The sequence below is a fragment of the Kaistia terrae genome (assembly GCF_026344005.1).
Classification (GTDB): domain Bacteria; phylum Pseudomonadota; class Alphaproteobacteria; order Rhizobiales; family Kaistiaceae; genus Kaistia; species Kaistia terrae.
The window spans coordinates 358,215-373,272 of sequence record NZ_JAPKNH010000002.1 but is presented as its reverse complement, the minus strand read 5'-3'; the positions used below and the strand labels follow the sequence as shown (position 1 = coordinate 373,272).

Below are 15,058 nucleotides of genomic sequence, written 5' to 3'. Positions count from 1 at the left end.
GACAACGCTTCTTCCCGCCCACACTCGCGCCCGTTCATGAAATAGCTGCCCGGAGCCGGACCTTGCCGACCCATATCGACGATCCTGAATTCGCCGCCCTTCGTCATGCCTCCGCAAAGCTCGGGCGCGACCCGCTCCGCACCCAGGCGGCCGGCGGCAACACCTCGCTGAAGCGCGACGGCGTGCTCTGGGTCAAGGCTTCCGGAACCTGGCTGGCCGAAGCGGAGGAACGCGACATCTTCGTGGCCGTGTCGTTGCCGCCGCTGATCACAGCCATCCACGCCAATGACGAGCGCGCCGCCAAGGCGACCGATTTCGTCGTCACCGACGCCAATCCGCAGGGACTGCGTCCCTCGGTCGAAACTTCGGTTCATGCCGTCCTGCCGCAGGATGTCGTGCTGCATATCCATTGCGTCGAGACCGTCGCCCGTGTCGCGCGTTCCGATGCGCGCGAGCAGATTGCCGCGCGGCTGGACGGACTCGACGGCATCGTCTGGGCTTACGTGCCCTATGTGAAGCCCGGCCTGCCGCTGGCTCGGGAAATCCATGCCGTGTCGAAGCCCGGCACCAATGTCGTGCTGCTCGGCAATCATGGCCTCATCGTCGCCGCCGATACGGTCGCCGACGCCGTCGCGCTGATCGGGCGCGTTAGCGCCGCGCTGGCAGCACCGGCCCGGCCGGCGCCCGAAGCCGACATCGCAGGGCTTGAGGCGCTGGCCGAGGGCTCGCCCTATCGCCTGCCGACAGACCCGGTCGCCCACGGCACCGCGACCGACCCGGCCCGCCTCTTCATCGCGGCACGTGGCACGCTGTATCCAGATCACGTGGTGTTCCTCGGCAGCGGCACGGCGGTTCTGGCCGAGGGAGAGACACCGGCCAGTGTTGCCGAACGTGCGGCACTGCCGCCGATGTTGTTGGCCGTTCCCGGCAAGGGCGTCTTGATCCACCGCGACGTCTTGCGCGGTGGCGATGCGCTCGCCCGCGCGCTGGCCGATGTCACCGGCCGGATCGACGCCGACGCACCGCTGCGCTTCCTCACCGTCGACGAGGAGCAGGAACTCGTCACCTGGGACGCCGAGATCTATCGCCGTTCGCTCGCGGCCGCGGCAAAAGGCTGACAATTCATCATGCAGGAAGCCGTCGCCGTCCTCGACATCGGCAAGTCGAACGCCAAGCTGGCGCTGCTCGACCTCGACACGCGCGAGATCCTCGCCATCCGCACGCGGAAAAACGCCGTCCTGCCCGGACCGCCTTTTCCACATTTCGATGTCGACGGCATCTGGGCGTGGTTCCTCGAAGGGTTGGCGGAGTTCTCTGAAAAGGCTGAGATCTCTGTCATCTCGACGACGACGCATGGCGCGGCGATCGCGGTTCTCGGACGGGATGGGCTGGCGCTGCCGGTGCTCGATTATGAATTTGCCGGTCCCGACGAATTTGCCGACGACTATCGCAAGGCGCGCGGTGAATTTTCCGAGATCCTGTCGCCCGATCTGCCGGGCGGCCTCAATGCCGGCCGGCAGCTTTTCTGGATGGCGCGCCGCTTCCCGGACGAGTTTGCCAGCGCCGAAGCCATCGTGCCCTATCCGCAATATTGGGTCTGGCGGCTGACCGGCAAGCGTGTCGCCGAGGCGACGTCGTTCGGCGCGCATAGCGACCTATGGAACGGCCGTGGCCAGACCTATTCGCGGCTGGCCGTCGAGCAGGGCTGGTCAAAACTGTTTCCCCCGCGCGCCGCGCCCTGGGACACGGTCGGCAACGTCTTGCCCGAGATCGTCGAAGCGACCGGCTTGTCGAAGGATTGCCGCGTCGTCGCCGGCATCCACGATTCAAACGCCAGCCTGCTGCCGCATATCCTGGCGCGGCCCCTGCCCTTCACGGTGATTTCGACCGGCACCTGGATGATCTCGTTCGCCGCCGGCGGCAGCCTCGACCATTTGCATCCCGAGCGCGGCGGCCTCGCCTATGCCGACGCTTTTGCGCGCCCCGTGCCCTCGGCCATGTCGATGGCAGGGCGCGAATTCGAGCTTCTGACTGAAGCCAAGGCGACGGAACCGAGCGAGGCGGACATCGCCTCCGTCATCGAGCGAAGGATCATGGCGCTGCCGGCCTTCGTCGCCGGCAATGGTCCGTTCGGCCACCGCAAGGGCGGATGGTCGGTCGATGCCGCCACGCTGTCGCCCGGTGAACGGACGGCGGCGGCCAGCCTCTATGTCGCCCTCGTCGCCGAAACCTGCCTGACGCTGACCGGCGCGCAGGGACCTGTGCTGATCGAGGGACCGTTTGCCAAGAACCGGCTGTTCCTCGCAGCCCTCGCGGCGCGGGTCGACCGTCCCGTAATCGGGCGCCCGGATGCGACCGGGACGACGGAGGGCGCCGCCCTGCTCGCGGACGGCCCGGATCATCCTCATGCCGCCGCCCCCGATCCGGAACCAACGCCCCCCCTTGGCGGAGCGTTTTCTGCCTATGCGGCGCTGTGGAAGGCCAGCGCCGAAGCCTGACACCCTTCATTCGCCGCGCCGCGACCTGCTATGGTTGCGAGCCCCGATCTCGACCGAGGACGATCCCGTGCAGAAATATGCCTTCAAGATGCAGCTCCATCCGGGTCAGGAGGCGGAGTACAAGCGCCGCCATGACGAGATCTGGCCGGAATTGTCGGCGCTGCTGAAGGAAGCGGGCGTCTCCGACTATTCGATCCATCTCGACCGCGAGACGTCGACCCTGTTCGGCGTGCTTTGGCGCACCGACGATCACGGCATGGACGCGTTGCCTAGCCATCCCGTCATGCAGCGCTGGTGGGCGCACATGGCCGATATCATGGCCTCGCATCCCAACAACGAGCCGATCGCCACGCCGCTCGAAACCGTCTTCTACATGCCGTGACCGCAACGATGACCACCGTCCGCCCCAAAGGCACCATCGTCCTCGACATCGGCAAGACCAACGCCAAGCTGGCGCTGGTCGACGAGGCGTCGCGCGAGATCCTCGCCATCCGCACCACCGTCAACGAGGTGCTGACCGAAGGCCCCTATCCGCATTTCGACGTCGAGCGGATCTGGAAGTGGATCCTCGAAGGCCTCACGGAATTCGCCGGCAAAGCGGAGATCGGCTGCATCTCGACGACGACGCATGGCGCGGCGGTCGCGGTGACGGACGGCCAGCAACTCGTCCTGCCGATCCTCGACTATGAATTCAAGGGACCGGACTCGGTCGCCGAAAGCTACCGCGCCCTGCGCGGGGAATTCTGGGAGACGCTGTCGCCGCATCTGCCGGGCGGGCTCAATGTCGGTCGGCAATTGTTCTGGCAGGAGAAGACCTACCCCTCCGCCTTCGCCCGCGCCACGACGATCCTGTTCTATCCGCAATACTGGGTCTGGCGACTGACCGGCGTCGCCGTCAGCGAGCCGACGACGCTCGGCTGCCACACCGACCTCTGGAACCCCGAGACCGGCACTTTTTCGCGCCTGGCCGACGAACATGGCTGGTCGAAGCTATTTTCACCGCTTGTTCAGCCCTGGGACACGGCTGGCACCATTCTTCCCGAGATCGCCGCCAAGACGGGTCTTCCGGCCGATTGCCGCGTCGTGGCCGGCATCCATGACAGCAACGCCAGCCTGCTGCCGCATATCCTGCGTCGCCGCGCGCCGTTCTCGGTCATCTCGACCGGCACCTGGATGATCTTCTTCGCCGTTGGCGGCTCGATCGCCGATCTCGACCCGGCGCGCGATTGCCTTGCCAATGTCGACGCGCTCGGCCGCGCCGTTCCCTCGGCCCGCTTCATGGCCGGCCGCGAATATTCGATCCTGACCGACGACTCCAAGGCCGTGCCGACGGAGGCCGAGATCGCCCGCGTCGTCGGGGAAAAGATCATGGCGCTACCGTCCTTCGCGCCCCGCACCGGCCCATACGGCTTGCAGGAGGGCCATTGGAGCCACGATCCAAAATCCCTTTCGCCGGGCGAAAAGATCGTTGCCGCCAGCCTCTATTGCGCCCTCGTCGCCGACACCTGCCTGAAGCTTACGGGGGCTGCCGGGCCGATCGTCATCGAGGGGCCGATCTCGCGCAACCCGCTGTTCCTGTCGGCGCTGACCAGCATCGTCGGTCGTCCGGTGATCGCGCGAACCGATGCGACCGGAACGACGGAAGGAGCGGCACTGCTGGCCCAGGGGCCGGAGGGCGCGGGTCCCGGCCTGCCCGATCCGGAGCCGGCACCGCCGCTCGGCCACGACCTGACCGCCTATGCCGAGGTTTGGCGCAACAGCACCTACTGAAGTCAGTCGCCGCGGCGGAGGCGTTCCAGCGCCTCCAGCCGGTCGCGCGCGACATCGCCCTGCGCGGCCACCACTGCCGCCGTCAGCGCCTCTACGATCAACAGCAGGCCGGCGCTCGAATCCCAGACTGAGGGCGCCGGCACATGCGCCGGCAGGACATGCCGCGCCACCTTCGAGATCGGCGACAGCCACTGATCGGTGATCAGGATGATCCGCGCGCCCTGCCGCGCCGCCCGCTCGGCAAAGGCGATCAGGTCGTCGGAATAGCGGCGGATATCGAACAGCACGATCACGTCGGCCTTGCCGATATCGAGCAGCCGGTCGAACCACGCCGTCGGCTGGCCCTCGATATGCTGGACATGCGGGCGCAGCACGCGCAGATGCGCCGCCATATAGGCGGCGATCGGATCGGTGAACCGGCCGCCAAGCAGATGCAGCGGCCGCCGCTTGTCGGCGATCAGCCGAACGGCCGCGTCGAATTCCTCGCGCGAGACATTTTCGGCCGTCGCGCGCAGATTGGCGATCGCAGCCAGTGCGAACGCGTCGAGCGCATCGCCCTTCGGACGCGCCCCGCCCTTGGTCAGCGGCGTTTCGCGCTGCGCCGCCAGCTCCTGCTTGAGCCCGTCCTGGAACGCCCCATAACTGGCAAAGCCGAGCTTGGCGATCATCCGGAGCACGGTCGGTGCGCTGACGCCGGCCGCCTCGCCGAAGCGCGCGGCGGTATCGAGACCCGCCATTGGAAAATCGGCCAACAGGCGATGCGCAGCGCGGCGCTCGTTCGGCGTCAGCCGCCCAAGATCGCGCCGGATCTGCTCGGCCAGCGAAGCGCCGTTCCCCGCGTTCCCCGCCCGTTTCTTGCTCGCATCGGTTTCGCTCGAGCCCATGCCACCAGCCCCTGTTGCCGCATTGGAAGGCAGTGACGCCTGTATTTCAGAATTGACGCGCCCTACCGTCCCTGTAACGTATATTTCAGTTCGACGGGACCAGGGAGTCGAACAGCATCGTCGCGCACGGAAAATGCACGATGATCGGGGGAACGGGTCATGAACGATGCCTTCGCAGGCGCCGCATTCGTCCCGACAGACGGCCTCGTCGCACCCGACGAGCCGGCGGTGGTCGATCTTCGCGACCAGCCGGGCGACCCGTTCGTCTTTGTCTGCGAACACGCCTCGAACCGCATTCCGCGAACGCTCGGCACTCTGGGCCTGCCGCCAGAGGCGCTTGAACGGCACATTGCCTGGGACCCCGGCGCGGCCCCCTTGACGCTGGGTCTCGCGGCCCGGCTCGGCGGGCCCGCCATCCTGCAACGCTATTCGCGTCTGGTGATCGACTGCAACCGCGTGCCGACTTTGCCGGACGCGATCACCGCTCTTTCCGAAGACACAGCGGTTCCCGGCAACCAGAACCTTGACGACGCGGCGCGACAGCAACGGATCGACGCGATCTGGACGCCATTCCATGACGCGGTCGACCAACTGATTGACGCCCGTCTTGCCAAAGGCCGGCCGAGCCTGCTCGTCACGCTGCATTCTTTCACGCCGGTCTATCGCGGCATTTCGCGGCCCTGGCATGTCGGCATCATCTCGACCGGCGACCGCAGCCTAGCCGAGCCGATGCTGGCGGCGCTGCGGCGCGATTCCACGCTGGTCGTCGGCGACGACCAACCCTATTCGGCCCGCGACAATGTCGATTACACGATCCGTCGGCACGCCTTCGACAAGGGCCTGCCGCACGTCATGATCGAGGTCTGCAACGACCTCCTGCGATCACCCGCCGAAATCGCCGCATGGGTCGACCGGCTGGCCAATGCACTCACGGAAAGCGCGCTGGCGGTCGGCCAGTCACCGACAAACGCAACGCGAACGGGCTGAGGAGGCAACGCCGGCGACAAGAGCGGCGAAGGGCAAGGCGAGCATGGGCTGAACGGCACAAGACCGACAGCTGGAGACCACCCGGACGGTGCCACGCCGATCGGTCAGAAATTCAGAGGGGAACTTCATCGGATCCACCTGCGGCGAGGCCGCGGCCGGACCGGCAACAGAATGGGAGCCGTTTGATGAGTCATCGCGAGGGGTACTCCGACATCGACAAGCAGGCGGACGTTCACGTCCTCCACTCCATGGGCTACGCGCAGGAACTCGAGCGGCGCATGAGCCGCTTCTCCAATTTCGCCATCTCGTTTTCGATCATCTGCATCCTGTCGGGCGGCATCAACTCGCTCGCCCAGGCAACGGCAGGCGCCGGCGGCGCTGCCATCGGCATCGGCTGGCCGGTTGGCTGCCTGATCTCCGGCGTCTTTGCGCTGGCCATGGCCCAGATCAGCTCGGCCTATCCGACGGCCGGCGGCCTTTATCACTGGGGCTCGATCCTCGGCAACCGCTTCACCGGCTGGGTCACCGCGTGGTTCAACCTGCTCGGCCTCGTCACCGTGCTGGGCGCCATCAATGTCGGCACCTACTATTTCTTCGTCGGCGCCTTCGGACCGACCTTCGGCTGGGAAGACACCACGACATCGCGCGTGCTTTTCCTCACCGTGCTGACCGGCGCGCAGGCGCTGATCAACCATATGGGCATCGGCCTGACCGCCAAGCTCACCGACTTCTCCGGCTATCTGATCTTCGTCACCGCCCTCGTCCTGGCGATCGTCTGCCTGGTGGCAGCGCCAAGCTATGATTTCGCCCGCCTCTTCACCTTCGGCAATTTTTCTGGCCAGGCGACGATGGCGGCGGACGGAACGCTGACCGGCGCGCCGGTCTGGCCGCAGGTTTCCGGTTGGTGGGTGTTCATACTCGGCCTGTTGCTGCCGATCTATACGATCACCGGCTACGACGCTTCCGCGCACACCTCCGAGGAAACCGTCAAGGCCGCCCATTCCGTGCCGCGCGGCATGGTGATGTCGGTGATCTGGTCAGCCGTGTTCGGCTACATCATGCTGTGTTCATTCGTGCTGATGCTGCCGAACATGGACGACGCCGCGAAGCAGGGCTGGAATGTCTTCTTCTGGGGCATGGACGCCCAGGTGAACCCGACGATCAAGGTCATCCTCTATGTCGCCATCTTCGTCTCGCAGTTCCTCTGCGGCCTGGCGACCGTCACGTCGGTCTCGCGCATGATCTTCGCCTTCTCGCGGGACGGCGGCCTGCCGGCCTCGCGTGCCTTGTCGAAGGTCAGCCCGAAGTTCCGCACGCCGGTGGCGGCAATCTGGACCGGCGCCATTCTCGCCGTTCTGTTCGTCTGGGGCTCGTCGCTCGTCTCGATCGGTGACACGCCGGTCTATACGATCGTCGTTTCCTGCACGGTCATCTTCCTGTTCTTCTCCTTCGTCATCCCGATCGTGCTCGGCCTGTTCGCCTATGGCACGAAGAAGTGGCCGGCGATGGGGCCGTGGAACATGGGGCGCGGCCTCTACACGCTGTTTGCGATCCTCTCCATCGTCTCGATGGTGCTGATCTTCTTCATCGGCGTGCAGCCGCCCAACGAGTGGGCGCTCTACATCACCATCGGCTTCCTGGTGCTGACGGCGATCATCTGGCTTGCCTTCGAGAACCGCCGCTTCCAGGGCCCGCCGATCGGCGACGTCATCGCCAGACGACAGGCTGAAATCGCCGCCGCCGAAAAGGCAGTCGGCGAAATCTAGAACATCCGGATCGGGCGGCGCTGCTGCCCGGTCCGTCCACGATGCACGCTGCCGACGGCCGGGGCCAATCCCGTGCCGAAGGCTCACTGCTTCTCCCAACCGCCGATAAGGCTGGATGGCCGGGCCGGACCCGGCCATCACACGGCGAAGCGCACGAACGGATGAACAGGGAACGAAATGGCCGGAAATCTGACGCTGAAAGAGCTTGAGAAGGCAATCGCCGACGGCACGATCGACACGGTCATCGTTGCCTTCCCCGACATGCAGGGACGCCTCGTCGGCAAGCGCTTCACCGGCCGCTTCTTCCTCGACAGCGCCATCAAGGAAACGCACGCCTGCAACTATCTGCTTACCGTCGATATCGATATGGAGCCGGTGCCCGGCTACAAGGCGGCGAGCTGGGAGAAGGGCTATGGCGATTTCGTCCTGAAGCCGGATATCTCGACGCTGCGCCGTATTCCCTGGCTTGAGGGCACGGCGCTGATGCTGGCCGATGTCTGCGATCACCATGGTGACGACCTCGCCCATGCGCCGCGCTCGATCCTGAAGGCGCAGCTGAAGCGCCTCGCCGAGCGCGACATGAAGGCGCTCTTCGCCTCCGAACTCGAATTCTACGCCTTCGACGAGACGACCGAGAGCGCGAGCGGCAAGCGCTGGCGCGGCCTGAAGACGATGGGCGACAATATTGAGGATTACCAGATCCTCCAGACCACCAAGAACGAGCCGCTGCTGCGCGCCATCCGCAACGGATTGATGGGCGCCGGCATCCCGATCGAGAATTCGAAGGGCGAATGGGGACCGGGCCAGGAAGAGGTCAACATCCGCTATGCGGAAGCCCTCGAAATGGCCGACTGGCACGTCATCATGAAGAACGGCATCAAGGAGATCGCCCATCTCCAGAACCGCGCCGTCACCTTCATGGCGAAGTGGCGCTATGACCTCGCCGGTTCATCGTCGCACATCCATTCCTCGCTCTGGGACGCTTCCGGCAAGAAGGCGCTGTTCTCCGACCCGAAGGACGCGCTCGGCATGTCGGCGACGATGAAATCCTGGCTTGCCGGCCACCTCGCCCATGCCGGCGACCTGACAGCCTTCCTCGCGCCCTACATCAATTCCTACAAGCGCTTCCAGGTCGGCACCTTCGCGCCGACCAAGGCGGTCTGGTCGGTCGACAACCGCACGGCCGGCTTCCGGGTTGTTGGCGAAGGCAAGTCGATCCGCACCGAATGCCGCATCGGCGGCTCCGATCTGAACCCCTATCTCGCCTTTGCCGGACTGATCGCGGCGGGGCTGCACGGCATTGACGAGAAGATGGAGCTCGAGCCCGCTTTTGCCGGCGACGCTTATCTCGGCGCCAATCTGCGCGAGGTGCCGAAGACGCTGCGTGACGCAATCACCGCCCTCGACGGCTCCACGGTTCTCCGCAAGGCGCTAGGGGACGAGGTCGTCGAGCACTATCTGCACACGGCGCGCTGGGAGCAGTTCGAATATGACCGTCGCGTCACGGATTGGGAGTTGCAGCGCGGCTTCGAGCGGTATTGAGTCGGCGCCGTCGTTGCGAGGATTAAAACTATGAATGCCCCCGTCCTGAAGATCATCACGCCCGTCGACGGCTCGGTCTATGCCGAGCGGCCGCTGGCCTCCGAAGCCGAAGTCCTCGCGACGCTCGAAAAGGCGAAGGCCGCGCAGCGCGACTGGCGCGAAATCGCCGTTGCCGAGCGCGAAACAATGGCGACCGCCTTTGTCGACGCCATGGTGGCGGACAAGGACAAGGTCGCCGAACTGATCGCCTGGCAGATGGGCCGGCCGATCCGCTATGGCCATGGCGAAATGCGCGGCTTCGAGGAGCGCGCGCGTCACATGATCGCCATCGCGGCGAAGTCGCTCGCCGATATCGACGCCGGCCCGAAGGAAGGCTTCAAGCGCTATATCCGCCGCGAGCCGCTCGGCGTTTGCCTGAACCTGCCGGCCTGGAATTTTCCCTACATGACGGCGCTCAACGCCGTGCTGCCGGCCATCCTCGCCGGCAATACCGTCGTCATGAAGCATTCGAGCCAGACGGCGCTGGTCGCCGAACATTTCGCCGCCTCCTTCGCCAAGGGCGGCCTGCCGGCGGACGTGTTCCAGTTCGTCAACATGACGCATGAGACGACCGACAAGGTGATCCGCTCCGGCCTCGTCGACCAGGTCGGATTCACCGGCTCGACCGCCGGTGGCCGCAACATCATGGCCTCGGTCGCCGGCGCGCGGAACTTCCCCGCCACCTGCCTCGAGCTCGGCGGCAAGGACCCGGCCTATGTCCGGCCGGACGTGAACCTCGCCTTCGCGGTGGAAAACATCGTCGATGGCGGCTTCTTCAATTCCGGTCAGTCCTGCTGTGCCATGGAGCGCGTCTATGTGCATGAGGCGGTCTATGACCGCTTCGTCGAGGGCGTCGTCGCGACGGTGAATGCCTACAAGCTCGGCAGCCCGACCGACCCGGAAACGACGCTCGGCCCGGTCGTGCGCGCTTCGGCGGCCGCGTTCATCCAGGGTCAGATCGACGAGGCCATCCGCCAGGGCGCGAGAGGGTTGATCGACGCAAAGCATTTCCCGGAGGCCAAGGCCGGAACGCCCTATCTGGCACCGCAGGTGCTGGTCGATGTCGACCATTCGATGCGGGTGATGATGGAAGAAACCTTCGGCCCCGCCTTCGGCATCATGAAGGTGAAATCGGACGCGGAAGCGATCCAGCTGATGAACGATTCCGAATTCGGCCTGACCGCTGCGATCTGGACGGAAGATGTCGCCGCCGCCGAAGCCATTGGCGACCAGATCGAGACCGGCACGGTGTTCATGAACCGCTGCGACTATGTCGATCCGGCGCTGGCCTGGACCGGCGTCAAGGCGACCGGTCGCGGCGCCAGCCTGTCGCAGGTCGGCTACGAGCAGCTGACGCGGCCGAAGAGCTTTCACCTGCGCACCAAGACCGACTAGGTCACTTCACCTCTCGCCTCAGGGGAGAGGTCGGCCCGCAGGGCCGGGTGAGGGTTTACGCCCAATCCGGACATGTCCCTAAACCCTCTCCCGCCGGCTTCGCCGTCGACCTCCCCCTCAGGGGGAGGTGAAGCAAAGGATACCGAGATGCTCGACAACTATGCCTCGCTGAACGCGAACTGGTCCTATCCCACCGCCATCCGCTTCGGCGCAGGCCGGATCGCCGAGCTGCCGGCTGCGCTGACGACGACCGGCATCAAGAAGCCGCTTTTCGTCACCGATCCCGGCCTCGTCGCGCTGCCGATCGTCAAGAAGACGCTGGCCATCCTCGACGACGCCAAGGTCGAATACGCCGTCTTCTCCAAGGTGGACGGCAATCCGACGCTCGCCAATCTCGATGACGGGCTCGCCGTCTACAAGGCGGGCGGCCATGACGGCGTCGTCGCCTTCGGCGGCGGCTCGGCCATGGATATCGGCAAGACGATCGCCTTCATGTCGGGCCAGACGCGGCCGGTATTCGATTTCGAGGACCGCGCCGACTGGTGGACCCGCGCCGACCCGAAGGGCATCGCCCCGATCATCGCCGTGCCGACGACGGCCGGCACCGGCTCGGAAGTCGGCCGCGCCTCTGTGGTCACCGATCCGTCCGACCACACCAAGAAGATCATCTTCCACCCGCTGATGCTGCCGAAGGTCGTGATTTCCGATCCGGAACTGACGGTCGACCTGCCGGCCAAGATCACCGCCTGGACCGGCATGGATGCGCTGTCGCATTCGCTGGAGGCCTTCTGCAGCCCGTTCTTCCATCCGATGTCGGCCGGTATCGCGCTCGAGGGCATGCGACTGGTCAAGGACTGGCTGCCCAAGGCGGTCAAGGACGGCCGGAATATCGAGGCGCGCTCGCAGATGCTGATCGCCTCGTCGATGGGCGCGGTCGCGTTTCAAAAGGGGCTCGGCGCGATGCATGCGATGAGCCATCCAAGCTCCAGCCTGCGCGGCACCCATCACGGCCTGACCAACGCCGTCGTCATGCCCTATGTGCTCGCCTTCAATGGCAAGGCGATCGATGAAAAGCTGGCGGCGGCGGCGCGTTATCTCGACCTGCCCGGCCAGAGTGCTGCAAGCTTCGTCGACTGGGTGCTTTCGATCCGCGAGGAACTCGCGATCCCGCATACGCTGAAGGAAATCGGCGTCGACGAATCAGTGCTGCCGGAAGCCGCCCGCATGGCCGAGCTCGACCCCTCGACCGGCGGCAACCCTATCCCCGTGACCGCTGCCGACTACGAAGTTCTTTTCCGGAACGCAATCAACGGCACCCTCTGAACGCTGCGACACGCGCGGCGCGGCCTTGCACCGCCGCGCGTGACACGCCATGAAGGGCAGCATTCGCGTCCGGAGAACCGTCCATGCCAAGCCCCGCCGTCCAGAGCCCCGACATCGTCTGCATTGGCGAACCCCTGTTCGAACTCAATCAGGCCAAGGGCTCCGAGGCGTTCCTGCCGGGACATGGCGGCGACACGTCGAACTGCGCCATCGCGGCGGCGCGCCAGGGTGCCTCGGTCGGGTATGTCACGGCGGTGGGCGCGGACAATTTCGGCCAGTCCTTCCTCGATCTCTGGAAGAAAGAAGGCGTCGATACCCGCGCGATCAAGATCGACCACGCCGCGCCGACCGGCATCTATTTCGTCACCCACGGCCCCCAAGGCCATGTGTTCTCCTATCGCCGCGCCGGTTCGGCCGCGAGCCGGATGACGCCGGAAGAGCTGTCGCTCGATTACATTCGCGGCGCCAAGGTGATCCACACCTCCGGCATCAGCCAGGCGATCTCCTCGCAGGCGGCCGATCTCGTCTTCAAGGCTTTGAACACCGCCAAGACGGCCGGCGTACTGGTTTCCTACGACACCAATCTGCGCCTCCGCCTCTGGCCGATCGACCGCGCCCGCGCCGTCATCCATGCTAGCGCGGCCTTGGCCGACATCCTGAAAACCAGCTCCGACGACGCCTTTGAACTGACCGGCGAGAAGGAGGCCGACAAGATCGCCGACTTCTATCTCGGCCTCGGCCCGAAGATCGTCATCGTCACGCTGGGCGCCGAAGGCGCGCTGGTGGCGACGAAGGAAAAGCGCATGGTGATCCCGGCGATCGCGGTAAAGCCGGTTGATGCTACGGGTGCCGGCGACACCTTCGACGGCGCGTTCCTGACCGAATATCTGCGCTCGGGCGATGCCTTCGCAGCCGCGCGCTACGCCAATGCGGCCGCCGGCCTTGCCACAGAAGGCTATGGCGCCGTCGCGCCGATGCCGACCCGCAGTGCCGTCGAAGCGGCGCTCGCCAACCGCAAATGACTCCAGACACGCCGGGCGACGCTCCCGTGACGGGGCCCAAAACGGAGGCCGGACGCCCGGTCCGCCGCGGCGTGCTCTATCTCGGCGGCTATGACCCGGTCACGCCGGAAAAGTTCTTCGCGCGGCAGGCGCGCGAGCTCGGCCGCTTCCGCAAGACATGGGATGTCCAGGCGGAGCCGACACCCGCCCGCCCCTCCGAGGACGGCCATGTCTGGCAGAGCGAGATCGAGACCCAAGGCGACGGCTGGTCCGCCCACACCGATTTCCGGCTGCTCGCCTGGGACGATCTGGTCAAGGACGACTTCGCCCGCCCGATCTGGAAACGGGTTCCGCTGTCGCTGGGGCTGCTGGCCGATTTCCTCTTCACCGGCACGATCCCTCGCTATTTCCTCGCCGCCTGGCGCTTCGGCCTCTATTTCCTCGCGCCGTTCTTCTTCTCGCTGCTGTTCGTCATCGCCGCCGCCTTCGTGACTTCCCTGGCGCTGCGCATCGACCATTGGGCCGTGGCGTGGCTGGCGCCGGTCATCTTCCTGCTGGTCTATGCCGGGTTGATGCGCTGGCCGGGAAACCGATGGTTCGTGAGCCATCTGCTCGATGCGCGCACCTTCATGGGCGAGTATATGCGCGGCTGGCGGCCGGACATGGAGGCGCGGCTCGACCGCTTCGCTCGCGAGATCCTCGCGGTCGCGGCCACGCCGGAGCTGGACGAGCTGCTGATCGTCGGCCACAGCCAGGGCAGCGTTTTCGCGCTCGAAGCGCTGGAACGCGCGCTGGCGCTCGATCCCGGCCTCGCACAACGCGGCCTGCCGATCTCGGTGATGACGGTCGGCTCCTGTGTGCTGCAACTGGGCTTACATCCCGCCGCCAAGACACTTCGCGCCCGCATCCAGCGCCTGCAAGGCGAGGAAAACGTCGAGTGGCTGGAATTCCAGACGCTGACCGACGTGGTGAACTTCTACAAGACCGACCCGGCCAAGCTGATGCACCTGAAGCCGTCGCCGGGCCGGGTTTTTCCGCATGTTCTCAATGTGCGTATCCGCGAAATGCTGCAGCCGGCTGACTACAGCCGGATCCGCAATAGCCTTTTCCGTGTGCACTATCAGTTCGTCATGGGCAACACGCGCCGCTACACCTATGATTTCTTCCAGATTTGCTGCGGTCCGATCGGTTTGCGCGAACGCTTCTCCCTGAGGGAGATGCCGCCGGCGCGAAACCATACGGAAACCTGAGGGGACGACATGACGCAATTTGCCGCCACGATGTGTTGGGTTGCCGGACTGGTGATCTGGTTCATCATCCGCTTCCCGCACCAGCGTCGCGCCCGCAAGCACGCCATCGTCGATTCCCGCAATCGCGGCGGCCAGCAGACTCTGGTGGCCATCTCGGTTGTCGGCCTCGGCCTGGTCCCGGCTTTCTGGGCCTTGACCGGCATGGGCATTCCCTTTGGCGCCAACCTGCCCTTCTCGCCGATCGTCGCCTATGCCGGCATTGTCGCGGCGATCGCCTATCTCTGGTTCTTCTATCGCAGCCACAAGGATCTCGGCCATAACTGGTCGGCAACGCTGGAGATCCGCGCCAAGCACACTCTGGTGACGGGCGGCGTCTACCACTATGTGCGCCACCCCATGTATGTCTCGTTCTGGCTTATGGCGATCGCGCAGGCGCTGCTGCTGCAAAACTGGTTCGTCGGCCTCGCCGGCATCGTCGGCGTCGGCATCCTGTATTTCTTCCGCGTGAAGAAGGAAGAAAAGCTGATGCTGGACACGTTCGGCGGCGTTTATCGCGACTATGCAAGCAAGACCGCCCGGCTGATCCCCTTTATTTATTGAGGG

13 protein-coding genes are annotated in these 15,058 nt (G+C 65.5%); 12 read left to right on the top strand and 1 reads right to left on the bottom strand.

Annotation, left to right across the window (positions count from 1 at the left end):
• Positions 1-62 precede the first annotated feature (62 nt).
• The 4 genes from OSH12_RS06860 (at position 63) to OSH12_RS06845 (ending at position 4,268) form a co-directional block, all read left to right on the top strand.
• Complete coding sequence (locus OSH12_RS06860; RefSeq protein WP_266342780.1) at positions 63-1,118, top strand: class II aldolase/adducin family protein; 1,056 nt, start codon at positions 63-65, stop codon at positions 1,116-1,118.
• Between the two features lie 9 nt (positions 1,119-1,127).
• Positions 1,128-2,498 (top strand): FGGY-family carbohydrate kinase, encoded by a 1,371-nt coding sequence (locus OSH12_RS06855; protein WP_266342779.1) that lies wholly within the window; start codon positions 1,128-1,130, stop codon positions 2,496-2,498.
• A 67-nt stretch (positions 2,499-2,565) separates the two neighbouring features.
• Positions 2,566-2,880 carry an L-rhamnose mutarotase gene (gene rhaM, locus OSH12_RS06850; RefSeq protein ID WP_266342778.1) on the top strand — a complete coding sequence of 105 codons (315 nt, stop codon included), beginning with the start codon at positions 2,566-2,568 and terminating at the stop codon, positions 2,878-2,880.
• Between the two features lie 8 nt (positions 2,881-2,888).
• Positions 2,889-4,268: an FGGY-family carbohydrate kinase gene (locus OSH12_RS06845; protein WP_266342777.1), complete on the top strand. Its 1,380-nt coding sequence runs from the start codon at positions 2,889-2,891 to the stop codon at positions 4,266-4,268.
• Between the two features lie 2 nt (positions 4,269-4,270).
• Here the strand turns inward: OSH12_RS06845 and OSH12_RS06840 are convergent, their stop codons facing one another.
• Complete coding sequence (locus OSH12_RS06840) at positions 4,271-5,152, bottom strand: MurR/RpiR family transcriptional regulator (RefSeq protein WP_266342776.1); 882 nt, start codon at positions 5,150-5,152, stop codon at positions 4,271-4,273.
• A 159-nt stretch (positions 5,153-5,311) separates the two neighbouring features.
• On the opposite strand from OSH12_RS06840, the gene OSH12_RS06835 reads away from it, so the two are divergent.
• The 8 genes from OSH12_RS06835 (at position 5,312) to OSH12_RS06800 (ending at position 15,055) form a co-directional block, all read left to right on the top strand.
• Positions 5,312-6,139, top strand: a complete 828-nt coding sequence (locus OSH12_RS06835; protein ID WP_266342775.1) for an N-formylglutamate amidohydrolase — start codon at positions 5,312-5,314, stop codon at positions 6,137-6,139.
• 185 nt (positions 6,140-6,324) lie between these two features.
• Entirely contained in the window at positions 6,325-7,905 is a 1,581-nt protein-coding gene (locus OSH12_RS06830) for an amino acid permease (protein WP_266342774.1), read from the top strand.
• Positions 7,906-8,082: 177 nt separating this feature from the next.
• Positions 8,083-9,447 (top strand): glutamine synthetase family protein, encoded by a 1,365-nt coding sequence (locus OSH12_RS06825; RefSeq protein WP_266342773.1) that lies wholly within the window; start codon positions 8,083-8,085, stop codon positions 9,445-9,447.
• Between the two features lie 30 nt (positions 9,448-9,477).
• Positions 9,478-10,881: an aldehyde dehydrogenase family protein gene (locus OSH12_RS06820; RefSeq protein WP_266342772.1), complete on the top strand. Its 1,404-nt coding sequence runs from the start codon at positions 9,478-9,480 to the stop codon at positions 10,879-10,881.
• A 147-nt stretch (positions 10,882-11,028) separates the two neighbouring features.
• Complete coding sequence (locus tag OSH12_RS06815; RefSeq protein WP_266342771.1) at positions 11,029-12,204, top strand: iron-containing alcohol dehydrogenase; 1,176 nt, start codon at positions 11,029-11,031, stop codon at positions 12,202-12,204.
• 83 nt (positions 12,205-12,287) lie between these two features.
• Positions 12,288-13,226 (top strand): sugar kinase, encoded by a 939-nt coding sequence (locus tag OSH12_RS06810; protein WP_266342770.1) that lies wholly within the window; start codon positions 12,288-12,290, stop codon positions 13,224-13,226.
• A gap of 26 nt (positions 13,227-13,252) precedes the next feature.
• On the top strand, positions 13,253-14,455 hold the full coding sequence (locus tag OSH12_RS06805) for an LptF/LptG permease family protein (RefSeq protein ID WP_266342769.1): 1,203 nt from the start codon (positions 13,253-13,255) through the stop codon (positions 14,453-14,455).
• Between the two features lie 9 nt (positions 14,456-14,464).
• A complete protein-coding gene (locus tag OSH12_RS06800; protein ID WP_266342768.1) occupies positions 14,465-15,055 on the top strand; it encodes a protein-S-isoprenylcysteine O-methyltransferase in 591 nt (196 codons plus the stop codon).
• The last annotated feature ends 3 nt before the right edge of the window (positions 15,056-15,058 follow it).